Source organism: Bradyrhizobium sp. CSA112 (genome assembly GCF_029051645.1).
Classification (GTDB): Bacteria; Pseudomonadota; Alphaproteobacteria; order Rhizobiales; family Xanthobacteraceae; genus Bradyrhizobium.
Genome location: NZ_JAACFS010000028.1, coordinates 83413 through 105778, shown reverse-complemented (window position 1 = coordinate 105778; position 22366 = coordinate 83413). Strand labels below are relative to the sequence as shown.

Below are 22366 nucleotides of genomic sequence, written 5' to 3'. Positions count from 1 at the left end.
AAGATCGGCGACGCCTCCGTACGCGAGGCGCTCTACCAGGCCGCTCACATCATGCTGACGAAGCCGGTCAAGGGGTGCTCGCAGCTTAAGAGCTGGGCGATGCGGATCGCCAAGCGTGCTGGCATGAACAAGGCCAAAGTTGCGCTGGCGCGCAAGCTCGCCGTGATCATGCATCGCATGCTCAAGGACAGCGTGCCCTTCAATCCGCTCGCCAAGGCAACCGCTGCAACGGCTTAAGGAGGAACAACAAGGTTTCGGGCGGGTCACGACACCAGCCTTCCCGAAGCGAAGTCCCTTCGCCGGGACGATGGATCAGGTCAGGCCGACATCCGGGTTGTCGACATATCGAGCGATATGATCACGCTTTCCGTAGATTGGCCGACCTATCCTCTTACGAACCCCATCAGGCGACGGCCTTGCGCCGATCCCGTACAGAAGCAGGTTTCCGGCGAGCGGATGACGCAAAAGGGATTGACTAATCGAGGCCCGTTACAGAAGCCCGGATGGAGCGAAGCGAAATCCGGGACAGTCTCACAGCGGTCAAGCTTTCCTGGATTACGCTGCGCGCCATCCGGGCTACGGCACCTCGTAAGCCGCTCAAATGCGCGGAATGCCGGCGTCGTTGATGACCTTCGACCACCTGTCGATTTCTGCTGATATCAGCGATCGCATCTCCTCCGGCGTGCTGCTTCGTGCCTCGCCGCCGGTCGCGGTTTCAAGCGCTGTCTTCGTGGCGGGATCGGCCAGCATCGACTGGATCTCCGCGTTCAGCCGCTTCACGATATCGGGCGGAGTGCCCTTGGGGACCAGCAATCCGGCCCAGGTCCGCACGTCGAAACCCTTGACGCCGGCCTCCTGCGCGGACGGCACGTTCGGCAGCAGCTTGGTGCGTGCTGGCGAGGTGACCGCAAGACCACGAATGGCGCCGCTTTCGATCTGGCCGGCGAGCAGCACGGTTGTTCCGACGATCACGGGAACGTCTCCGGCGAGCAGGGAGGTGACGGTCAGTGAGTCACCGCGATAGGGGACGTGCACCATCTTCGTCCCGGCGGTGATGTTCAACAGCTCGCCGGCGAGGTGGTGCGTGCTGCCGAAACCGACCGAGCCGTAGCTCAGGTCATCGGGCTTCGCTTTCGCCATCGCAATCAGGTCCGCCAGCGTCTTCGCCTTATGGTCGGCGCGAACCGCGATCACCAGCGCGTAATACACCATCGTCGACAGCATATCGAAACTGTCGGTGGGGCTATAGGCGAGCTGCTTGTAGAGTGCACCCGAAATCGCGTGCGCGCCCGTGACGAGGCCGATCGTGTAACCGTCCGGCGCGGATTTGGCGACGGCGTCCGCCGCGAGATTGCCGCCGGCGCCCGGTTTGGCTTCCACCAGCACCGGCTGTCCCAGCCGCTTGGAAAGCCGATCCGAGACGATGCGTGCCATGGTGTCGGCGGCGCCGCCCGCCGCAAAGCCGTGCAGCAGCCGGATCGGCCTGTTCGGATAGGCCTGCGCGGTGGCAAGGGAGGGCGCAAGACATATCAGGCTGATGGTAACGGCTGCTACGCCACGCAGGGCACGCCACCGTCCACGCAGTGCATCCAACGATCGAGCCATTTGTTTCATCCCTGGTGTTTTGTTGTTTTGACGTCAGCCGTTCGGCTGTTCGTGGGCGCTGCGCAGCTACTTTGCGCCGCGCATTGCCGGAGAAAACTCGTGGGCCTCCTTGGCCGGGCCGACGCCCCAGACGTCGCGCGGCAATCCCACCCACGTCTTCGGCCGCTGCGGACGATCATGATGCCAGGGACGCGGCTCGAAATAGCCGAGCTCTTCGTCGAGCATCAGGTCCATGCTGTAATAGAGCTCGATCAGGTAGCGATCGGGATTGTGGTGGTAGAGCGCCACGTTGTGGCCGGGGCCATGTCGCACCGGCCCCCAGAGGATCTGGAATCCCTTGCGTCCCAGGAGGTCGCAGGCCTGATGCATGTGCGAGGCGTCGCGCAGTTCGAACGCCAGATGATGCAGGCGGGCCTCAGTGCCGCGCGCAAAGTTCATCGCGTGATGCTCGGGGCCGCAGCGCATAAAGACGAAATTTTCTTCGATCCGGTCCGATACGCGGAAGCCGAGAACGTCGCCGTAGAATTTGGCAGCCCGCTCGGGATCGGGCGTGTAGAGCGCGACGTGACCGAGCTTGGCGACGGCCAGGCCGCGGATCGGCTCAACGGGCTTGCAGAACTCCCATCTGGAGAACAGCTCGACCTGAAGCCCGTCCCGATCGTTGAAAACCAGCGCCTTCGCAATTCCAGGCGCCGTGTCGCTCCTGATTTCCGACTTGATGTCGAGGCTTGCCAGCGGCTTCTGCAGGTCAGCCAGATCGAGGTGGGGTGCAACCTCATAGGCGATGGTGGTCAAATGAGAGGCTGCGCCCTGCTCGAGAACCAGCGTGAGTTCATCGGACTCGGTGCCGAGAAAAACCCGGCGGGCGTCCCGTCCGATCACGGCGAGCCCGATGACGGATTGATAGTAGTCGACTTGCGCTTCGACGTCAGCGCTTGTGAAGGTGACGTGTCGTAGCCGCTTGACCTTGATCATCTCGTGACCTCTTGAATTCAGGCAACCATTTGGACTGTGCGGGCGCCCGGCTCACTCCGGAGTCATCACGATCTTCCCGAACGCCGCGCCGGAATCGAGCAGTTCATGCGCGGCGCGAACTTCTGCGAGCTTGAAGCGCTTGAAGATCGCCGGCCGGATGGCGCCGTCGGCGAGGTAGCCGATCATCCTCCGCATGATCTCGCGCCGGCCTTCGCGGTCGTGATCATAGATGTGAAAGGAAAAGCAGCGGATCGCCGGGCAGATATCGAGATATTTCCGCATCTCGCCCATCAGGTTTTCGGTCGGCAGGCCGGCAAATGCATTGTAGGAGACGATGGTGCCCCATTTGTCGAGCGCGCCGAGATAGGAATAGAATTCCGGGCCGCAGACATGATCGAGCACGAGGCTGACGCCACGTCCGCCCGTCAGCGCGCGGGTGCGGACCACCACGTCCTCGTCGCGATAGAAGATGATCTCATCCGCGCCCATTTTTCGCGCGAAGGCGGCTTTCTCAGGCGTAGAGACGGTACCGATCACCTTCATCCCGGCGATTTTCGCGAGTTGAACCAGCGACGTTCCGACGCCGCCGGCCGCGCCGATGATGAGGGCGGAGTAGGGCGGCGTAGCGGACCCGCAATTGTGCAGCAGCGCCCAGGCGACCTGATAGTTCGGCACGGAGACGGCGTCCTCGAACGCGACATTCTCGGGCAGGACGTGCACGGCGTCCGCAGGCGCTGCTACATACTCGGCGTAGCAGCCGCCGCGCTGGGCAAGGTCGCGCGCGCTCAACAGCACCCTCTGGCCGACAGAAAGCCCGCTCACCTCTGGGCCGACGGCTTCAATGATCCCGGCCACATCGTTTCCGGGGTTGGCCGGCAACGGCGGCATCCATTTGTAGACGCCGCTGCGGATCAGCTTGTCGGGCTGGCCGACGCCGAAGGCCCTGGCCCGGATTAGAACGTCCTGCCCGCCCAGTGCCGGCATCGGCACCTCGGTGTAGTCGAGCGCCTCAGGGCCTCCAGGGCGATGCACCAGTACAGCCTTCATCCGAATAGCGCCTTCATCCGAGCGGCCCTCCCAAATTCTCTATTTTCGAAAATATTGCTCATTGCGAAAATTATTGCAACGGGTTTCTTTTGGGCTAGGATCGCGGCCTTCGGGGTCACGAGAGAATCAATGACAACGACTGCCCTCAAGGCGCGCAAGGAATTCGGCAAGACACTCGCTTCCGACATCGCGCACCGGCTGCGAAACGAGATCGTCACCTGCCAGCTCAAGCCGAACGAATCGCTGAAGTTCGATGCGTTGCGCCTGTCGTTCGGCGCCAGCTTCTCGACGCTGCGCGAAGCTCTGACGTTGCTGGTGGCGGAAGGGCTTGTCGTCGCCGAGGAGCAGCGGGGCTACAAGGTCGCGCCGGTGACGCTCGAAGACCTGCACGACCTGACCCACGCCCGCATCCTGATCGAGGTCGATCTGATCAGGCGGTCCATCGAGCGCGGCGACGATGACTGGGAAATAAGGGTTATTTCGTGCCTGCACCGGCTCGCCAAGATCGAGGAGCGGGCACCGGAAGACTATGCCGGCAACGCCGAATGGAAGTCGGCGCATCGCCAGTTCCATGAGGCGCTGGTCTCGGCATCCGGGTCGCCGACACTGCTTGCCGTGCGTAATTCGCTGTTCGATCGTGCCGAGCGCTACCGGAATTTGTCGGCATTGTACCGCCCGCGGCCTCGCGACAAGGCCGGCGAACACCGGGCATTGATGCAGGCCGGGATCGGCCGCAATGCCGATCAGGCGTGCGCCCTGATCGCCAGCCATATCCAGACCACGTCCGACAACGTCGCAAAATACGCCGCCGGCGTGATCAGCGCCGGCTGATTGCCAGCGGGCGGCTGGCGGCGGCCCTCCTCGCTAGGAGAACTCGACGGATGCCGTCCATGCGCGAATTTTGTTGCGTTCTGCCAGATTTTCGAAAATAGTAGGTTTAAGCGAAATCTAAACCCAGAAGGCGCCAACGAGAAGGATACAGATCGCATGCGGCTGCTTTCATTTCTGAACAACGGCAGGGAGAGCTGGGGAGCGATCGTCGGCGATGGCGTGGTCGACCTCGGCAGCAAGCTGTCCCACGCCACGCTGCAGGACTTCATCGCAAGCCCCGATTTCGAAAAGCGGAACAGCATCGTGGCCGGCCACAAGCCGGATCTGAAGCTGGCGGATATCAACTATCTTCCGGTCATTCCCCGTCCTGAGAAGATTGTTTGCGCCGTGCGCAACTATCTCGACCATCACCAGGAAGCCGTCGCCTTCGGTATGCAGCGGGAGATCACGGCGTTTCCGCCGATCTTCCTGCGGGTCTGGCGCTCGCAAGTCGGCCACAACGCGCCGGTCATCCGGCCCAAGGTCTCGACAAATCTGGATTGGGAGGGTGAACTTGCCGTGATCATCGGCAAGCCAGGTCGCCATATTTCCGAAGCCGATGCCATGCAGCACGTCGCCGGTTACTCGATCTACAATGACGTCAGCGTGCGCGATTATCAGAGGCACGCCCAGCAGATCGCGGCCGGCAAGAATTTCGTCGGCACGGGACCGTTCGGGCCCTGGATGGTGACGACGGATGAGTTGCCGGATCCGACGAAACTGAAGCTCGAGACCCGCGTCAACGGCAACGTCGTTCAGAAATCGGATACGTCCTTCCTGATCTTTTCGATTCCGCGGCTGATCAACTACGCCTCCGAGATTTTCGATCTGATGCCGGGCGACGTCATCGCCACCGGCACGCCGGCCGGCGTCGGCTTCACACGCAAGCCGCCGATTTTCCTGGTGCCGGGCGACGTCGTCGAAGTCGAGGTGGAGAAGATCGGCGTGTTGCGTAACCCCGTCGTTGACGAGAGCGCGCAGTCGTGACGGCTTACGATATCCGCAAGACACAGGTTTCGATCGAGGGAATCTGGCACGAACGCGGGCCGCGCCGGACGCAGCCGCTATTGATCGGCACCGCGCTTGCCGTGATCAATAATCCCTATGCCGGGCGCTTTGAGCCGGACCTGATGCCGTTTCAGGCTGATTTGCGCGATCTCGGCCGGCAACTGGCGAGAACGCTATGCGAGCGACTGGGCGGCAAGGATGCCATCGAAGCCTATGGCAAAGGCGCAATCGTCGGCAGTGACGGTGAACTCGAGCACGGCGCGGTCTGGCACGAGGCCGGTGGTGCTGCGATCCGCGAAGTGATCGCGCAGGCCAAGGCTATCGTTCCCGCGGCCAAGACCGTCGGCACGCTTGGAACGCGGCTGATGGTGCCGCTCGGCCACATCGAGGCGGCGTATGTCCGCAGCCATTTCGGCACCGCCGAGATGACGATCTGGGACGCGCCGCGGCGCGATGAGATCGTGTTCGGACTGGTGATGGCGACCGGCGGGCGAACACACGCGCGCATCGGCGGGCTATCGGTGGACGCGATTTCAGTGCACGACGGTCAGAGGTGAGCCTTCCAAAGCACGATGAAATTGGGTTTGATTGCGACCACGAAGAAGGTGCGCTCCCTCTCCCGCTTGCGGGGGAGGGCTGGGGTGGGGGTGTCTCCGCGGGCTACACTGCCCGAGTGGAGAGAGCCCCCCACCCGGCGCTTCGCGCCGACCTAAGAGCGAGCTTCGCTCGTCTCGACCCCCCGCAAGCGGGAGAGGTGAAGCGCGTCTGCGGCCAAATCGATCTAACCAAAAATCATCATGCTCTAGAACTTCCTTACCAGATCCGGCGTGATCTCGCTGAGCTTGCGGATGCCGAGCAATGCAAGATCGCGGTCGATCTCGGCTTTCAAGAGCGTGATCGCGCGCTGCACGCCGGCTTCGCCGCCGGCGATCGCCGCATAGAGGAAGGGGCGGCCGACCCAGACGAAATGCGCGCCGAGCGCGAGCGCCTTGATCACGTCGGTGCCGCGGCGGATGCCGCCGTCGACCATGACAGTCATGCCTTTGGCCTCGGCTGCGATCTCCGGCAGCGTGCGCAGGCCCGACACCGTGTAGTCGAGCTGCCGGCCGCCATGGTTGGACAGCATCACGCCATCGACGCCACTCTCGCGCGCGATGCGTGCATCCGCCGGCGACACCAGGCCCTTGATCACGAGCTTGCCCTTCCACTTCCTTCGGATCAGTTCGACGTGCTTCCAGGCGAGCTGGTCGCGGGCGCCGATGTTGCGCATCAGGTTTTTCGCCAGCACCGGCGGGCCACGCTTGGCATCCATGTTCTCGAAATGCGGCATGCCGAAATTCATCACGGTGCGCGCCCAGGTGCCGAACAGCCAGTGCGGATGAGTGACCGTGTCCCAGGCAACGCGCGGCGTGATCGCAAGCGGCACCTGAAAGCCGTTGCGGATGTTGTTCTCGCGGTTCGGCGGCACCGGCACGTCGGCGGTGATGACGAAGGTGTCGTAGCCGGCCGCCGCCACCCGATCGACCAACGGCTCGATCCGCTCGGGCAGGCCTGCGAGATAGGCCTGATACCACGCCGCCTGATTGGCGGCGCGCACATCCTCCAGCGTGATCAGCGACGAGGCGCTGAGGATCATCGGCACATTCTCAGACCTGGCCGCCTGCGCCAGCACGATGTCGCCGCGATAGGCGCACAGCGCGGAAGAGCCCATCGGCGGAATGCCGAACGGCGAGGCGTAGGTCTTGCCGAACAGCGTCGCCGTCTGGTCGCGGCCGGAGACGTCGTTGAGCACGCGCGGCACAAAGCCGTAATCGTCGAAGGCTTTGCGGTTGTCGCGCACGGCCGCGTCGGTCTCGGCGCCGCCGGAGATGTAGCCGTAGAGGAATTTTGGAATCCGGCGCCGCGCCACAGGCTCGAAATCGTCGAGCGACAGATATTTTTGCAAAGCCCGCGGCACCGCGCTCTCGGTGCGGGTCACGGTCGCGGGCGGCGCAGTCACGCTTGCGGATTTGTCGAGCACGTCGGGCGTTCCACCTTTTTGGTTATTGTGCGGAAGCAGCCTACCGCCGGGGAGGCGGGCCGCCAAATTTCTGGCCGGCCTTGTTGACGGATGCGCTGACCTCGCCGAGCATTTTTCGCGTCTCGGCGATCAACTGCCCGGATTTCTTGTCGAAGCTTTCGATCAGCTCGCGCATCGAGATCACGGTCGGCAGCAATTCGCCGCCATATTTGTCGCTGGCGAGGCTGCCGAGGAAGTCCTCGGTCCTGGCCAGCGCGCCGTCGACGGCGTTGACGCCGTTTTCGGCGGTCGAGATGATGCTGGTGATCTTCTCGCCATTGCCGGACAGCGAGGCCGTGAACGTCTCGAAATTCCTTAAGGTATCCTTGATCGCCACCTCATTGTCGGCGATCACCCGGTCGACGTTGCGCAGCGCTGCACGGATCTTTTCCTGGGTGTTGAGCATCCCTTCCGGATCGGCGGTCAGCTCTGGAATACCGTCCGCGCCTTTTGGCGGCGTCGGCGCCTCGTCCGATCCGCCGGTGAACGAGATTGCCGCAATGCCCGTCAGCCCCTGAAATTCGAGGCCGACCTGGGTATCGCCCTTCACCGGCGTGTTGCCGTCGATCATGGCGAGGGCTACGACGCGGCGCGGATGGTCGAGCTTCAGCGACACCACTTCGCCGACGCGGATGCCGGCGAAGTTCACGCTGCCGCCCTTGCGCAGGCCGGAAGCCGAGCCCTCGAAGATCACGCGGAACTGCACCTTCTGCTTGGCGCTGACGAACTTCTGGTAGCCGAGAAACCCGCCCAGCGATCCCCCGAGCAGGACCAGGACGAGCGTGCCGATCATCAGATTGCTGGCGCGAACTTTCATCGAGTTGCCTTAAGCGAAATACGCCTCAGGAGTAACGGATCTGGCAGATAAAGTCACCGCGGATGCATGCGCTGCCAGTGTTTCTGTGGAGGGCGGCGTGATCACCGTTCACGTCATCAGCCTCGGCAACGCAGCCGCCAGCGCGTCAACCGCAAGACGAAACTTCAGAGGCAAATAAGGCGCCTGCAGCCAAAGCGCATAGCCGTCGTATAGGAAACCAGTTTGATTGGGCAGTAACGGGACAAGGGCGCCTGCCTGAATTCGTTCACGAACCAGCCAATACGGTAGCCACGCAACTCCCATTCCCGCAGCCGCAGCATCGGCGATGGCGTCGAGATCGTCGAGCCGGAACCGGCTGACCGGCGTGAGCTGTATCGGAGGCTGATCGTCGCGCGCAAACAGCCAGGGGCTCACATGACCGGAACGGCCATAGAGGATCGCTTGATGTGTGCCGATATCCTCGATCTCGCGCGGCGTTCCGTGATTCGCCAGATAGGATGGCGAGGCGCAGACAATCATGCGCTGGCGCGCGATGCGACGGCAGATCAATCCGGCCTTGTCCTCCAGTGTGCCAGTGCGGATTGCGAGGTCGAAGCCGCCGTCCGAAAGGTCGACGAGAGGATCGCTGAAAGACAGATCGAGCTCGAGTTTGGGATGCCGCCCCGCCAGCTCCAACAACACGGGAGCAACGCAGCGGCGGCCAAACAGCACGGGCATAGTGACCCGCAGCTTGCCGCGCGGTTCTGAAAGTTGTTCGGCCGCGAGTGCGTCCGCGGCCTCGGCTTCAGCGAGCACTGATCGGCAGCGATCATAGTAGGCGCGGCCGAACTCGGTCAGGCTCTGACGGCGCGTGGTGCGGTTGATAAGGCGAACCCCCAGACGTTGTTCGAGAAACCGGACGTGCTTGCCGACCATTGGCCCCGACAGATCGAGCGCATCCGCCGCGGCCGCGAACGAGCCGAGGTCGGCGGCTTTGACGAATACGGCCATGCTGGAAAGACGATCCATAATTCAAAACTATTAGTTTCGACTGTCCTGCTTGGAAAGCGATTTATTGCCCCAATGACGCTCGGGCATAGCTATTCAGCTCAATTGTTTTGGAGTTTGTCGAATGGTTCGCGTCGTCCGCTTTCATCAGCATGGGGGTCCCGAGGTGCTGCGCATCGAGAATATCGATGTGCCGCCGCCCGCCCCGGGCGAGGTGCAAATCCGCGTTCGGGCGTTGGGCCTCAACCGCGCCGAAGTGCTGCTCCGTTCCGGCTCTTATATCGAGACGCCGACATTACCTTCCGGGCTTGGCTTGGAAGCAGCCGGCGTCGTCGAAGCGATCGGTGCAGGCGTCGACAGCTTCGCGCCGGGCGATGCCGTCAGCGTGGTGCCTTCGCTATCGATGGTCCGGTGGCCCGCCTATGGCGAGCTGGCGAGCTTCCCTGCCGAACTCGTTGTCCAGCACCCGCGTTCGCTCAGCTTTGAGGCGGCAGCAGCGGTCTGGATGCCAACCGTTACCGCCTATGGCGCACTGATCGAGATCGCCACGCTGCAGCGGGAGGATTTCGTGGTCATTACCGCGGCATCCAGCAGTGTCGGACTTGCCGCCATTCAGATTGCCAACCAGATCGGCGCGACTGCGATCGCGGTGACGCGGACGTCCTGTAAAAGAGGGGCCTTGCTAGGGTTCGGTGCCGCGCATGTGATCGCTTCGGCGGAAGAGAATCTGGAAGCGCGGCTGAAGGAAATCGCCGGCCCCACGGGCGTTCGGGTCGTGTTCGATGCGGTCGGAGGCCCGATCTTTGGACCTCTGACGGCGGCGATGTCGACAGACGGCGTCCTCATCGAGTATGGCGGCCTGAGTTCGGAGCCGACACCTTTTCCGCTGTTCAATGTGCTGAGCAGGCGCCTGACGCTGCGCGGCTACCTCATGCACGAGATCGTCGGCGACCCGGCGCGCCTTGAAGCCGCTAAGGCGTTCGTGCTCGCGGGGCTGAAGTCGGGTTCGCTACAGCCGGTAATCGCAAAGACCTTTTCGTTTGATCAGATCGTGGAGGCGCATCGATTTCTCGAGTCGAACGAACAGTTCGGCAAGATTGTCGTGACGCTTTGACCTCAGCCCGTCTTCGGCTTCCGCGACGCCACAAACACCCCGCTCAGCACCAGCGCAAAGCCGATGAAGTGGAACGCTTGCGGGTGCTCGCCGAGGAAGACGATCGACATGATGGTTCCGAACACCGGCACCACGTGGAAGAACGGCGCGGCGCGGTTGGCGCCGATCAGTTGCACGCCGCGATTGTAGCAGAGATAGGCGATCGTCGAGGGAAACAGCGCGACATAGGCGAGCGTCAGCAGGTTCGCGGTGTCGATCCGCATCAGCGGCCGCGCGAACAACTCCCAGATGAATAGCGGGATCAGGCAGGCTGCGCCGGCCCCGAAGGTGAAGGCGACGAACGACAGGCCGTGGATGTCAGGGCGCTTTAGCGACAGCACCGAGTAGATCCCGAAGATCGCAAGCGCCACGATGAAGATCAGGTCGCCGATGTTGAAGTCGATGCCGGACAGCTTGGTGAGGTCGCCATGCATCAGGATGATCAGCACGCCGGCCATCGACAGCATGACGCCGGCCGCCTGCGCCAGCGTCAGCCGCACTCCGAGCAGCAGCAGCGACCACACCGCGACCACCAGCGGGCCTGCCGACTGCAACAGGAGCGTGTTCAGTGCCTGGGTGTACTCGAGCGCCCAGTACTGCAAGGTATTGAACGCACCGATGCCGGTGATGGAGAGCAGGATCATGATGCCGAGGCGGCTGCGGATCGCGGGCCAGTCGCGGACAAGATGCTTCCAGGCAAACGGCAGGATGATCAGGAACGCGAACGACCAGCGCAGGAACGAAAGGGTCACCGGCGCGATGTGGCCGGCGGCCAGCCGCCCGACGATGGCGTTGCCGGCCCAGCACAGCGCGGTGATGCTGAGCAACAGATAAGGCTGGTTGGCAAGCCAGTTCCCGGATGATGCGGGTGAAGTCTGTTCGGATGCCGTCATTTCAAGGATAAGGCCCGGGTTCATGGTGCCGCGGCCCGCCCGGCCGACGTTGCCGGGCCGGAAGATGACCCGGCCCCCGTCACAGACACGGATTTGCGGCGCCCATCAATGGTGCAGGATGCATCGCGACCATGCAGCCGCCTTGCCTGTTCCATGGCCATTGTTTGGGGTTGCCAACGGGCAGGCGAATATGCAATCAAAGGACGATTGTTTCATGTAACCCAACCCTGGTTTGTTTTTTTGGGGTCTGCTCTGAGTTATTCCGGGTTATTTCAGTTTTGGGCGTTCGTTCGATCGTTGGGACCACGGGTTTGCAGGCGACTGCGCTTGTCAGCAGCTTCCTCCGCCCCGTGAGGTCGAAATTTCTAGAGATGATGGGGCATTCCTTGGACAAGCCGATGTCGGCCGAAGAGGCCGAAATAGAAATACGTCACCAGTTTGCCGTTCGCGCCAATTCGATTCTGGCGTTCATCGAATGCGTTGAGGAGCAGCGCCCGAAACTGCGCCAGGCCATCATCGAGGCAATGCTATGGGCGCAGACGCAGCCCAAACTCACCAAGTAGGGGCCCCGTCGAAGCGAAGGCCGCTCACGCCACGAGCGCCCGTACGATCGCGCCGACAGCCTTCACCGCATCGTTGGGATCAAGTTCGACCTGCAAGCCGCGCTGGCCGCCATTGAGGAACACGCTTGTATGGCCGAGGGCGGCCTCCTCGATCGCGACCGGCACGCGCTTCTTCTGCCCGAACGGCGAGATGCCGCCGACATGGTAGCCGGTCAGCCGTTCGGCATCCGCCGGCCGCATCATCTTCGCGGTCTTGGCCCCGAACGCGCCCGCGAGTTTTTTCATGCTGATCTCGCAGTCCGACGGCACCACGGCGCAGACCGGCTTGCCGTCGACCTCGGCCATCAGTGTCTTGAGCACGCGCGCAGGCTCAACGCCGAGCGCTTTCGCCGCCTGCAGCCCGATGCTCGCCGCATCCGGATCGTAGTCGTAGGCGTGCAGGGCGAATTTCACGCCAAGCTTTTCCAGCGCCTGGGTTGCACGGGTGGTTTTTGACATGGCCTTTCCATCATTGCCGGATGTTAATGCGTTTCTCGCCCTCGCGGGCCCTGGGGGCTACAAATTTTCCGGGGATATCAATGGGTTGGAGCTGTTCTAAGCCCCCCTTGAAGCTGCGTTCTTGCTTGCCTAGAGCACCCGCTTCCTTTATCCGGTGGGGCTGCCTTGCATGCGAACGGCCCCCGGCCATGATTTGGGCTGGGCAAGCTAGCGCATGATCCGGAAAAGTGGATACCGGTTTTCCGGAAAGGTCATGCTGGGACCAATAGATTTGCAGGGAAAACCTTAAAAATGGCCAATGTTGTCGTCGTCGGCGCCCAGTGGGGCGACGAGGGGAAGGGCAAGATCGTCGACTGGTTGTCGGAGCAGGCCGATATCGTCGTGCGCTTCCAAGGCGGCCACAATGCCGGCCATACGCTCGTTATCAACGGTGAGACCTATAAGCTCGCGCTGCTGCCGTCCGGCGTGCTGCGGCCCTCGAAGCTCGCCGTGATCGGCAATGGCGTGGTCTTCGATCCCCAGGCTTTCCTCGACGAAGTTGCAAGATTGAAGGAGCAGGGCGTCGCCATCAGCCCGGACAATCTGCGCATCGCCGAGAACGTCACGCTGATCCTGCCGCTGCACCGCGATCTCGACGCCTTGCGGGAATCCTCCAATGTGGTCACCGCGATCGGCACCACGCGTCGCGGCATCGGACCAGCCTATGAGGACAAGGTCGGCCGCCGCGCCATCCGCCTGATGGACCTCGCCGACCTCGACACGCTGCCGCACAAGATCGACCGTCTGTTGGCGCATCACAACGCGCTGCGCCGCGGGCTCAATCTGGAGGAGATTGACGGCGACGGGATCCTGAAGGAGCTTACCGCGCTGGCGCCAAAACTGTTGCCCTACGCCGAGACGGTGTGGCGGCTGCTCGACATCAAGCGCCGCGAAGGCAAGCGCATCCTGTTCGAGGGCGCGCAGGGCGCGCTGCTCGACGTTGACCATGGCACGTACCCTTACGTCACCTCGTCCAACACGGTGGCGGCGCAGGCGGCGACCGGCACCGGCATGGGGCCGGCCTCGGTCGGTTACGTGCTCGGCATCTGCAAGGCCTACACGACCCGCGTGGGGCAGGGACCGTTCCCGACCGAGCAGGACAACGACATCGGCCGCAAGATTGGCGAACGCGGCCGCGAGTTCGGCACCAATACCGGCCGTCCACGCCGCTGCGGCTGGTTCGACGCGGTGCTGGTGCGCCAGACCGTCCGAACCTGCGGCATCACCGGGCTCGCGCTCACCAAGCTCGATATTCTCGACGGCTTCGACACTATCGAGGTCTGCACCGGCTATATGCTGGACGGCAAGGAAATCGACCATCTGCCGGCGGGCGAGGGCGCCCAGGCACGGGTGGTTCCAGTCTACGAGACCATCGAGGGCTGGAAAGAGCCGACCGCCAACGCCCGTTCCTGGGCAGACCTGCCGGCCCAGGCCATCAAATATGTCCGCCGGGTCGAGGAACTCGTGGGTTGTCCTATCGCACTGCTTTCCACCAGCCCTGAACGCGAGGATACTATCCTGGTGCAGAACCCGTTCGAGGCTTAACGAGATGTTACCGCAGGGCCTGCAGTATTGAAGAGAAATGGCTGATTATTACCCGCTGATCGCACGCGCCATCGCCGGCCTGGACCCCAATGCTCCAGGCGAGAGCCGCCGCGCGCTCTATGAGCGGGCCCGCACCGCGCTGATCGCGCAGTTGCGCAGCGTTCAGCCGCCGCTCTCCGAATCCGAAATCACCCGCGAGCGGCTGTCGCTGGAAGAAGCCGTGCGCAAGGTCGAATCGGAAGCCGCCCAGCGCGCCCGCGAGGCAAGCCGGCCCGGCGGCGGCGGTGCCGCGCGCGGCGGCGACGCTTTCCGCCGCGCCAATGCCCGACCGGCGGAATCCGCAGGCCCTCCGGGCGCACCACCCGGTGCGCCGCGCCCGCGTCCGCCTTCTCAAGGCCCCTCGCGCGAGGGCCGTCCGCCGCTCGGCCAGGACGAGCAACGCCCGCCGCGCAATCTGCGTCCCGACGCGCCGCCGCCCGGCGCGCCGCGCCCGCAGCCGCCACAAATTCCGATGCAGGATGCCGGCCTGCCGCCACCGCCGCGCCGCGAGCGCGGGGCCGGCCCCCGCCGCGGTCCCGACAATGGTGGTCCGCCTCCGATGCCGCAGCCGCCAGGCATGCGCGGCTTCCGCGACATCGCTGCCGACGCCGACGATCTCGGCCGCGCCGCGGCGCAGGCCAATCGCGCCGCGCGAAAGACCTACGCCAACGTGCCGTCGCCCTCGCCGGAATTCGACCGGCTCGAGCCGAGCATGGAAAACCGCGGCGCCGATCCCGAGGTACCCTATTCCTATGATGAGTCGGCGGAGGAGGCCGACCGCTTCGCGCCGCCGCCGATGCGCGATCGCCCGCGGCTCGCGCAGGATCGCGACCATGAGCCGAAGAAGCGCGCCCGCGCGGGCGCAGCGTTTCCATTCAAGAGCGCGATTGCGGTCGGCATCGTGCTCATTCTGGTCGGCGCCGGCATCCTGTGGGGCAGGTCGCTCGTCACGGCCGTGAGCGGCCTGTTCAAATCCTCCCCCGCAGTGGAAGCACCAAAGGATCCGGCCGCGCCGCAGTCGCGTCCGAAGATCCCCGATCGCGTCGGCCAGCCGTCGCCAGGCGAGAACATCGCGCCGGTGGCGCAGCGCGTCGTGCTGTATGACGAGGACCCGTCCGATCCCAAGGGCAAGCAATATGTAGGCTCGGTGATCTGGCGCACCGAACCGATCAAGGCGAGCGGCAACCAGAAGCCAGACTTTGCCGTGCGCGCCGACATCGAGATTCCCGACCGCAAGTTCAAGATGACGATGTCGTTCCGCCGCAATACCGACTCGTCGCTGCCGGCGAGCCACACCGCGGAATTGACCTTCATCCTGCCGCAGGATTTCTCCGGCGGCGGCGTCGGCAACGTGCCGGGTATCCTGATGAAGTCCAACGAACAGGCGCGCGGCACGCCGCTGGCCGGTCTCGCCGTGAAGGTTACCGACGGCTTCTTCCTGGTCGGCCTCTCCAACGTCGATTCCGATCGCGCCCGCAACCTGCAGCTCCTGAAGGAGCGCTCCTGGTTCGACGTGCCGCTGGTCTACGTCAACCAGCGCCGTGCCATCATCGCGATCGAAAAGGGTGCCCCCGGCGAACGCGCGTTCAATGACGCGTTCGCGGCATGGGGGGAGTAGCCACCGAGGGCGTAGCAGATGCGCCCTCAAGCTTGAGCTGATCTCCGTTGAGCCAGGAAAGCGATCGCTAATTGATCGCTGCGCGGCGTAGAGTCCAATATAAAAGCGGCCTCAGCATTGCACGCGGCTCTGCCGAGGCCGTTCGCGTTCGTCTTCGAACGAAGCGGCCGGTTACTGGGCGGCGGCCCGCCTCCGAGCGGTGTGCTCGCGGTCCATTACGGCACGGCAGCCTGGACTGACCTGCGCGCGGTGCCTGACCATGCAGGCGGTGATTCGCTGGACGTTGGGAACTTCATGGCCGCATAGCCGCATGGCGTCGCCTGTGCACATCTGCTGCGCCTCCGAGAAGGCAAGGCTCGGGCGTGCGGAAAGCGCCGTCGCCGCGAAGGCGATGGCGAAGAGAAGTGCGATTCTGCTTGTACGGTGGAAAGTCATCGATGCGTTCCCCAAGTTGCGCGCGCGGTGCTGGCCGCTGTTCATTGGGGGCGCTGCACGCGGTTTGCGCTGCCGCACGCGTCATCCATCACCCGGGAGTCACCCGGTGCGGTTGCTCGAATTCTGCCGATGTTCGAATCAAAAGTGCTGCGCCACTCCGCCGCGAATTATGCGCTAATGCTGCGAAGCTGCAATGGCTCGCACCAACACTTCCTGGACTGTTGCGTGCGCGCCACGTCAACCGAAGCGATAGATGTGCGACAAGCCGATTTTGACGCTGCGCTTTTGCCAGGTCGACGGGTTTCGTCGAAGGAACAGGAGCGGTCTCTCCGCCTTCGACCGCGATCGAACAGCCGGCCCGGCAAATGCGCGCTCAGGCGCGCTTGCGGCGTGGGCGAGTAAAGCCTCCTTCCGCCCGTAAAGTCCTGCGCGGCCGCTACCCCACGCTCCATGGCGCGGCTTCCTTGGCCCCCGCGATTCCCTGAGGCTCTGGAAGCGGATGTTACTTGGCCCGGCTGCCCCCAGTCGGCCGGCCGCTTTCCGCGCCACAAACTCCGTATAAATGCGGAAAATCCCGGGTTCGAAACAACCACCCGTTAGGGAAGCCCGAGTACGATCAGCCATTATTGCTCGCGCGCGTCTCATGGCTTTCGTTGGAGTGAAAGGGCTGCCGAAACCGGCCTTTCGAGTGGCACTCACATGCTTGTTCCTTCCGCCGCCGGTGGATCCACGAAGATGCCGGCCATCCGCACGATAGAATGTCCGCTGCCGGGGGCATTGCGGCGAGCCGGAACGGTCCGGACGGGGGCGGGATAGCCATGCCTGCGGTATCGCCGAATCTGCGCGCGGAATTGAACGGCGCCGAAAAGGGTGGACCGGAGCACGATGCCCAAATTTTCGGGCAGGTGACGGACCTGTTCCTGTCCAATGTTGGTCGGCTCAGTGAATCCCAGATCGCAGCCGTCGACGGCGTCCTCGCTCAACTGATTCAGCGGGTGGAAGCAACGACCCTGGTCCCTCTCAGCGAAGCCGTGTCCACCATCGAGCTGGCGCCGCGGCAGACGGTCCGCAAGCTTGCCTTTCACGATGACGTTCTTGTCGCCGGACCCGTTCTGAGACATTCCATCTGTCTGTTGGAAAAAGACCTCATTGAAATTGCCGGGAGCCGTGGCCAGCAGCATTTGCTGGCGATCTGCGACCGAAAGGTGCTCAGCGAAGCATTGACGGATGCGCTGATGAGATTTGGCGACGTCAACGTCTCCAACGCGCTCGCCCGCAACACGGGCGCACGTTTCTCCGAATGCGGTTACGCGACCCTGGTCGGGCGGGCGGAGCGCGACGAAGACCTCGCCGAAGAACTCGGCCTTCGATTGGACATTCCCGGCAGCTTGCTGCGCGAGCTCATTGACAAGGTTGCCGACGTGGTTCGCGCGCGCTTCTTGACTGCGTCACGACCCGTCGCGCGGAAGAAAACCCAAGGCTCTGCTGCGACGGCCGCCGCCGTCCAGAGCAGCGCCGCCAGGAAGGCGATTGACTACACCCAGGCGCAAAGCGAGGTCGTTGCGCTCAATCGCACCGGCAAGCTGAATGATTCAATCGTCAACCGTTTTGCGGTGAGGGGTGAATATACTCACGTGGTCGCAGCCCTTGCCTTGAAGGCGGATGTCAAGGTCGAGGCGATCGAACCCTTGCTCGAGCCTGACCGCGTGTATGGACTGATCGTCGCCTGCAAGGCGGCCCGGCTGAGCTGGTCGACGACGACGATGATCGTCCGCAACCGGCCCGATTGCCCGCCATCCACGGACCGGGAACTCGAACAATGCGTGGCGGTGTTTGAGTCCTTGTTGCTGTCGGTCGCGCAATGGACAATCCGGTTCGGGTCCGATCGGATTCTTGGAAAAAAGAAGAATGAGGCTGTGGCGGTCTCGACGCCGGCCAAGAAAGTGAGTCAGCCTGCTTAGCGTTTGTGTCGTAGACGAAGTCATGACCGTTTCGCACTACGAGCGGGACGCAAACCCTTCGTAGGAACAGCGAAGGCTTAAGCGCGTTTTCTTCTCAGTCCGTGCGATCGATAAGGTGAGGAATTCGGCCGCCGCCTTCCGCAAGGAATTGGCGGCGTGATCCGAAGGCGCGCGGTATGCTGGCGATCTTTGGAGCCAGGCCCGCGCGCTCTTCGGCTCTCCATCACTGAGCCGGCCTTACGAGAATCCCATTTCCTTGATTGTCAGCTCTGAAATCTGCGTCGGGTCCTGAACGCCTCTTTGGCCGATTTCGATGACTTTTTTGGCGATCATTTCGGCTATCGGGTCATTCCGGTCAACAAGGCCAATTGTGCGCAACGTTTCCTCATAGGCCGTCGTCAAGCGGGTGATCTCTTCCGGTCCCATCGGCACGTTTTGCAGCAAGCGATAGATTGGCATGGCTCAGTTCCCGGTTCGTAAGCGGACAAGCCTAGCATGGGAATTTCTGATGCGGGAACAAATGGCAATGTTCCGGATTATGAATTCGTGCCGAGCCGCCGCTCGGCACAGCTTCGACTAGACGGCCTCGGCTCGCCCCCGCGCTGGGGCCGTTCTTTGAGCCGGCGGAGATCTGTAGGCACGACGCCAAATCCCGTTCCACATGGCCATCGCGCGGTCGTGCACGATGATTGCGTCGCAATCGTCAGATGAAGTCGCGTGGTGTTTTCATCGTGCGAATGCACCCGCGCTGTCAGCGCGCAGCGATTATCTCGTCAATTGGAAGCAGACCGAGCAAATTTACTTGGCCCTGGAGCTGCTGTAATGGAGTAAGCAGCGCCAGGAGGCAGTTCCCATGAAACGCTATTTGATCTTCGGAGCTATCGGCCCGCTCGTCGGCGGGTTCCTGATGCTGTTCGCGGCCACGGTGGCTTCGGGCTACTGGAACGATACCAACTGGTCGGAGATCGGAAAATTCCTCGGCGCGTTCGTCAAGACGCTGCAGTACAGTTATCTGTTCGGCATCGTACCGGCGCTGATGGTCGGCGCCATCGACGACATTCTCTGTCACGTCAAGCGCATTTCTCCCGTGGCGCGGGTGCTGATCATAGGCGCCATCGGCTTTGCCGCCGCCTCCTTGCTCTATGGCTCGCGCGGGCCGGATACCGGCGTGCTGCAGTTTGTGCTCTACGGCATCGTCGGCATGGTGCCCGCGACGCTGTCGTCGTGGCTGGCGCACAGATATGCGGACGAGCCGCAGACGGTGCATTCGACGTAACGCTTCGCATCGATATGGAATCGTAGGATGGGTGGAGCGCAGCGATACCCATCGCCACACGCACCGGCATTGATGGATATCGCTTCGCTCCACCCATCCTACGGGCTGCTGCTAAGAATAGAATGCGAAGGCCTCGGCCGTCGTCCCTGCGAACGCAGGGGACCCATAACCACCGGCCGGAATTGTTTTGCGATGTCGCTGTTGTCACGTCTTTTCCCTAACAAGGGCCGCGAAGTATGGGTCCCTGCGTTCGCAGGGACGACATTAAGCGCGACGTGGGACGCCGGTTTGCGATTGGAATATGCGCAAACCGGACAAGCGATAATTTGACGCAACTTGCAGCTCGCGCTCGCGTTACCATGTGATGACCATGTCTGACGACGATATTTATACGCCGCCGCATTCACGCTCCGCGCAGTCTTCCCGGAAGCGCGCGCCGGGGCGTGGGCCGGTCATCGACCAGGAAGGGCGCGAGCTTCCCGAAGCGAACCTGCACACGCAGTTCGAAGGGATGCGGTTCGATTTCGGTCATTCCGCCGCCAATCCGTTCGGCGATCTGACGCGCGAGCAGCGGCTGGCGCGGCTCGACGCCATAGCGAAATTGCTGGACGTTGCCTTCATCGTGCCCGGCACCAATTTCCGTTACGGCATCGATGGACTGATCGGGCTGATCCCGGTGGTCGGCGACATCATCACGACGGCGATTTCGCTGTGGGTGGTGCGTGAAGCGCGCGCGCTCGGGGCGCCCTGGCACATCACGGCGCGGATGCTTGCCAATGTCGCGGTCGACGGCGCCGTTGGCCTGGTGCCCGTCGCGGGCGACGCCTTCGACGTCGTGTTCCGCGCCAACGTCCGCAACGTGCGCATGCTCAAGCGGTGGCTCGACAAGCAGCCGCACTAAGAAAAAACGCCCCCGGCATGATTTCCGGGGGCGCGCTGTTTGACAATAAGGAGGTTCAGGCCGCGTCGGCCTTGTCTTCGGTGCTGGCGGCCGGGCGCGGGCGACGCGGCAGCGGGAAGGCCTCGCTTTCATAGAGCGAGCGGATGCCGCTCTGGTCGAAGCGGGCTTCCTCGACCTGGAGATAGGCGCCGTTCAGCGAGTCCGCCGGCAGTTCCTCGATCGCGAAGCGAACTGCTTCCGCCGCGGTGCCAAAACGCCGATAGGCAAAGCCGGCCCGCTTCTTCTTGCGGATCGCGGCGGGAAACAGTTCGGCGGCGGTGTTGTAGCTGAATGGACGCATGGACGGTGACCTCAATCTTTTTCGGCTCTTGCGCGTGAGCAATGGGGATTGGATGACGGTGGGCCACAAGGGCGGCGCGCCGTGCACGTCATTTCGTAGTCTAATATAAGCTTCTTTGAAAGAAATGCGACCCCTGAAGTCCGCCATCGGGGGTGATGATGAATCCACGCATGGCTGCCGGGAACCAAAATTTAATCAAGTTTTTTCAATGATTTAGGAGGCATCAAAGCTTGCCGAGCAGCAGCAGGATGAGCAGCACGATCAAAATCACCCCGACGAGCCCCATGCCGGAATGCCCATAGCCGTAGCCATAGCCCCTGATGCGCCCGGAAAAGCCGCCCAAGAGGATGATGATCAGGATGATGACGAGTATCGTCCCAAGCGTCATGACGCGCTCCCCCAAGCCCGCAGGAGGCGTGCAACGCGGCTCCCCCGCGGCCCGGATCAAAGCATATTCCGGGTCGCGAGTCCTTGGCCGATCGGGCGGAAGGGGAAAGGCGCAATGGACGTGTCGTCATTCCGGGATGGTCCGAAGGACCAGACCTCAGATGCGCAATTGCGCATCGGGGAATCTCGAGATCCGGGTTCGCATCTTCGATGCGCCCCGGAATGACGACTACGTCACTTCTTCGTCTCGTCGATCGGCAGCACCTTCAACGGCGTCGCATAGGGCTCGACGCGAAGGCTGTCGCTGGCGATCAGGCCGATCTTGTGCAGCGGCGCCTGTTCGAGATCGCCGCTGGCGGACTTGTGCACGGCGTACCGCCACACGCTTATCGAGCCCTTGGCGACCAGCGCCTTGGCGATGCCGCCGGCGTTGCCTTCCATCTGGGCGAGATCGCCCTCGCTGATCCCGATCACGATCTCGTCCTTGGTGGTGACGACCTTGAACAGGGAGACCTTGTCGGCGGCAAAGACTGGCTGGATCACGACGCTCTCCATGATGAGGATGGCTGCGCCGACACCGAGCAGCAGACGTTTGGACATGTGCATCTAAAGTTTTCCTCGAATTCCGCGCCGGGCAGGCTGGAAAGATGCGTCCCACCAAACAGAAACCCCGCGCGACCAGCCCTTGGTCGTGCGGGGCGAAAAACAGGTTCGAAAAAAGTTGATGATCTCCGCCGTCATTGCCGGGATTGACCCGGCAATCCATCCCCTCGAAGAGGAGTTCTTTTGACGGATGCGCGGGTCAAGCCCGCGCATGACGAATAGAGGATAACGGCGAGCAGTTATTTCGGCTGCAGCTTTAGCGCCGCCGAATTGATGCAGTAGCGCAGGCCGGTCGGGCCGGGGCCGTCATTGAAGACGTGGCCAAGATGGCCGTTGCATTTCGAGCACAGCACCTCGGTGCGGACCATGCCGTGGCTGACATCGCGCTCCTCGTCGACATGGCTGTCCACGGCAGGCGCGGTGAAGCTCGGCCAGCCGCAGCCGGAGTCGAACTTGGCATCGGATTCGAACAGCGTCTGGCCGCAGCCGGCGCAGGTATAGGTGCCCTTGCGGTGCTCGTGCTCATATTCGCCGGAGAACGGCCGCTCGGTCGCCTTCTCGCGCAGCACGGCGTACTGCATCGGCGTCAGCTCACGGCGCCACTCGGCCTCGCTCTTGACGACCTTGCCGGATGTCTTGGTGTCGGACATGCAATCTCCTTCGGTTGGTCGTCATTGCGAGCGAAGCGAAGCAATCCATGGCGCCACTCGGGGAAAGGTGGATTGCTTCGTCGCTTTGCTTCCTTGC

Annotated in this window: 25 protein-coding genes and 1 pseudogene; 11 read left to right on the top strand and 15 right to left on the bottom strand. The window is 62.9% G+C overall.

Annotated features, from left to right (window positions below; genetic code table 11):
• Positions 1 to 237: pseudogene (locus GWE18_RS31395) on the top strand (IS110 family transposase); the annotation flags it as partial.
• Between the two features lie 360 nt (positions 238 to 597).
• Here the strand turns inward: GWE18_RS31395 and GWE18_RS31390 are convergent.
• The 3 genes from GWE18_RS31390 to GWE18_RS31380 form a co-directional block, all read right to left on the bottom strand.
• Positions 598 to 1605, bottom strand: coding sequence for a tripartite tricarboxylate transporter substrate binding protein (locus tag GWE18_RS31390; protein WP_275189591.1), 1008 nt, complete (start codon positions 1603 to 1605; stop codon positions 598 to 600).
• 66 nt (positions 1606 to 1671) lie between these two features.
• Positions 1672 to 2580 (bottom strand): VOC family protein, encoded by a 909-nt coding sequence (locus tag GWE18_RS31385; protein ID WP_275189590.1) that lies wholly within the window; start codon positions 2578 to 2580, stop codon positions 1672 to 1674.
• Between the two features lie 51 nt (positions 2581 to 2631).
• The gene (locus GWE18_RS31380; protein ID WP_275189589.1) at positions 2632 to 3627 is read right to left on the bottom strand and encodes a zinc-dependent alcohol dehydrogenase family protein; all 996 of its coding nucleotides are present in this window, start codon (positions 3625 to 3627) and stop codon (positions 2632 to 2634) included.
• A gap of 129 nt (positions 3628 to 3756) precedes the next feature.
• Between GWE18_RS31380 and GWE18_RS31375 the strand changes: the two genes are divergently transcribed.
• The 3 genes from GWE18_RS31375 (at position 3757) to GWE18_RS31365 (ending at position 6062) form a co-directional block, all read left to right on the top strand.
• Positions 3757 to 4458, top strand: coding sequence for an FCD domain-containing protein (locus GWE18_RS31375; RefSeq protein ID WP_275189588.1), 702 nt, complete (start codon positions 3757 to 3759; stop codon positions 4456 to 4458).
• A 156-nt stretch (positions 4459 to 4614) separates the two neighbouring features.
• Entirely contained in the window at positions 4615 to 5484 is an 870-nt protein-coding gene (locus GWE18_RS31370; RefSeq protein WP_275189587.1) for a fumarylacetoacetate hydrolase family protein, read from the top strand.
• Positions 5481 to 6062, top strand: coding sequence for an amino acid synthesis family protein (locus GWE18_RS31365; RefSeq protein WP_275189586.1), 582 nt, complete (start codon positions 5481 to 5483; stop codon positions 6060 to 6062). Before GWE18_RS31370 ends, GWE18_RS31365 begins: the two co-directional genes overlap by 4 nt.
• 245 nt (positions 6063 to 6307) lie before the next feature.
• Here the strand turns inward: GWE18_RS31365 and GWE18_RS31360 are convergent, their stop codons facing one another.
• From GWE18_RS31360 to GWE18_RS31350, 3 genes are all read right to left on the bottom strand, one after another.
• The gene (locus GWE18_RS31360) at positions 6308 to 7525 is read right to left on the bottom strand and encodes an alpha-hydroxy acid oxidase (RefSeq protein ID WP_275189585.1); all 1218 of its coding nucleotides are present in this window, start codon (positions 7523 to 7525) and stop codon (positions 6308 to 6310) included.
• Positions 7526 to 7565: 40 nt separating this feature from the next.
• A complete protein-coding gene (locus GWE18_RS31355; protein WP_275189584.1) occupies positions 7566 to 8381 on the bottom strand; it encodes an MlaD family protein in 816 nt (271 codons plus the stop codon).
• A 108-nt stretch (positions 8382 to 8489) separates the two neighbouring features.
• A complete protein-coding gene (locus GWE18_RS31350; RefSeq protein ID WP_275189583.1) occupies positions 8490 to 9389 on the bottom strand; it encodes a LysR family transcriptional regulator in 900 nt (299 codons plus the stop codon).
• Between the two features lie 103 nt (positions 9390 to 9492).
• Here GWE18_RS31350 and GWE18_RS31345 point away from each other — a divergent pair, with 103 nt between their 5' ends.
• The gene (locus tag GWE18_RS31345; protein ID WP_275189582.1) at positions 9493 to 10482 is read left to right on the top strand and encodes a zinc-dependent alcohol dehydrogenase family protein; all 990 of its coding nucleotides are present in this window, start codon (positions 9493 to 9495) and stop codon (positions 10480 to 10482) included.
• Between the two features lie 2 nt (positions 10483 to 10484).
• Here GWE18_RS31345 and GWE18_RS31340 read toward each other — a convergent pair whose 3' ends face one another.
• On the bottom strand, positions 10485 to 11414 hold the full coding sequence (locus GWE18_RS31340; RefSeq protein ID WP_275189595.1) for a DMT family transporter: 930 nt from the start codon (positions 11412 to 11414) through the stop codon (positions 10485 to 10487).
• Between the two features lie 398 nt (positions 11415 to 11812).
• On the opposite strand from GWE18_RS31340, the gene GWE18_RS31335 reads away from it, so the two are divergent.
• On the top strand, positions 11813 to 11977 hold the full coding sequence (locus tag GWE18_RS31335) for a hypothetical protein (protein WP_275189581.1): 165 nt from the start codon (positions 11813 to 11815) through the stop codon (positions 11975 to 11977).
• Positions 11978 to 12001: 24 nt separating this feature from the next.
• Here GWE18_RS31335 and ybaK read toward each other — a convergent pair whose 3' ends face one another.
• The gene (ybaK, locus tag GWE18_RS31330; protein ID WP_275189580.1) at positions 12002 to 12475 is read right to left on the bottom strand and encodes a Cys-tRNA(Pro) deacylase; all 474 of its coding nucleotides are present in this window, start codon (positions 12473 to 12475) and stop codon (positions 12002 to 12004) included.
• Positions 12476 to 12766: 291 nt separating this feature from the next.
• Here ybaK and GWE18_RS31325 point away from each other — a divergent pair, with 291 nt between their 5' ends.
• Positions 12767 to 14059: an adenylosuccinate synthase gene (locus GWE18_RS31325; RefSeq protein ID WP_275189579.1), complete on the top strand. Its 1293-nt coding sequence runs from the start codon at positions 12767 to 12769 to the stop codon at positions 14057 to 14059.
• A 37-nt stretch (positions 14060 to 14096) separates the two neighbouring features.
• Positions 14097 to 15716 (top strand): hypothetical protein, encoded by a 1620-nt coding sequence (locus GWE18_RS31320; RefSeq protein WP_275189578.1) that lies wholly within the window; start codon positions 14097 to 14099, stop codon positions 15714 to 15716.
• A 171-nt stretch (positions 15717 to 15887) separates the two neighbouring features.
• Here the strand turns inward: GWE18_RS31320 and GWE18_RS31315 are convergent, their stop codons facing one another.
• Together GWE18_RS31315 and GWE18_RS31310 are read right to left on the bottom strand one after the other, a co-directional pair.
• Positions 15888 to 16151 carry a hypothetical protein gene (locus GWE18_RS31315; RefSeq protein WP_275189577.1) on the bottom strand — a complete coding sequence of 88 codons (264 nt, stop codon included), beginning with the start codon at positions 16149 to 16151 and terminating at the stop codon, positions 15888 to 15890.
• Positions 16152 to 16846: 695 nt separating this feature from the next.
• Complete coding sequence (locus tag GWE18_RS31310) at positions 16847 to 17332, bottom strand: hypothetical protein (protein ID WP_275189596.1); 486 nt, start codon at positions 17330 to 17332, stop codon at positions 16847 to 16849.
• On the opposite strand from GWE18_RS31310, the gene GWE18_RS31305 reads away from it, so the two are divergent.
• Positions 17285 to 18112 (top strand): DUF2336 domain-containing protein, encoded by an 828-nt coding sequence (locus GWE18_RS31305; RefSeq protein ID WP_275189594.1) that lies wholly within the window; start codon positions 17285 to 17287, stop codon positions 18110 to 18112. The genes GWE18_RS31310 and GWE18_RS31305 overlap by 48 nt on opposite strands.
• Positions 18113 to 18349: 237 nt before the next feature.
• Here GWE18_RS31305 and GWE18_RS31300 read toward each other — a convergent pair whose 3' ends face one another.
• Positions 18350 to 18571 carry a hypothetical protein gene (locus GWE18_RS31300; protein WP_275189576.1) on the bottom strand — a complete coding sequence of 74 codons (222 nt, stop codon included), beginning with the start codon at positions 18569 to 18571 and terminating at the stop codon, positions 18350 to 18352.
• 394 nt (positions 18572 to 18965) lie between these two features.
• On the opposite strand from GWE18_RS31300, the gene GWE18_RS31295 reads away from it, so the two are divergent.
• Complete coding sequence (locus GWE18_RS31295) at positions 18966 to 19388, top strand: DUF5413 family protein (RefSeq protein ID WP_275189575.1); 423 nt, start codon at positions 18966 to 18968, stop codon at positions 19386 to 19388.
• Between the two features lie 364 nt (positions 19389 to 19752).
• On the top strand, positions 19753 to 20289 hold the full coding sequence (locus GWE18_RS31290; RefSeq protein WP_275189574.1) for a DUF4112 domain-containing protein: 537 nt from the start codon (positions 19753 to 19755) through the stop codon (positions 20287 to 20289).
• A gap of 55 nt (positions 20290 to 20344) precedes the next feature.
• Here the strand turns inward: GWE18_RS31290 and GWE18_RS31285 are convergent, their stop codons facing one another.
• The 4 genes from GWE18_RS31285 to msrB form a co-directional block, all read right to left on the bottom strand.
• Complete coding sequence (locus tag GWE18_RS31285) at positions 20345 to 20629, bottom strand: hypothetical protein (protein ID WP_057853834.1); 285 nt, start codon at positions 20627 to 20629, stop codon at positions 20345 to 20347.
• Between the two features lie 223 nt (positions 20630 to 20852).
• Entirely contained in the window at positions 20853 to 21017 is a 165-nt protein-coding gene (locus tag GWE18_RS31280) for a DUF3309 family protein (protein ID WP_275189573.1), read from the bottom strand.
• Between the two features lie 233 nt (positions 21018 to 21250).
• A complete protein-coding gene (locus GWE18_RS31275) occupies positions 21251 to 21616 on the bottom strand; it encodes a hypothetical protein (RefSeq protein WP_275189572.1) in 366 nt (121 codons plus the stop codon).
• Between the two features lie 242 nt (positions 21617 to 21858).
• Complete coding sequence (msrB, locus tag GWE18_RS31270; protein ID WP_275189571.1) at positions 21859 to 22269, bottom strand: peptide-methionine (R)-S-oxide reductase MsrB; 411 nt, start codon at positions 22267 to 22269, stop codon at positions 21859 to 21861.
• Between the last annotated feature and the right edge of the window lie 97 nt (positions 22270 to 22366).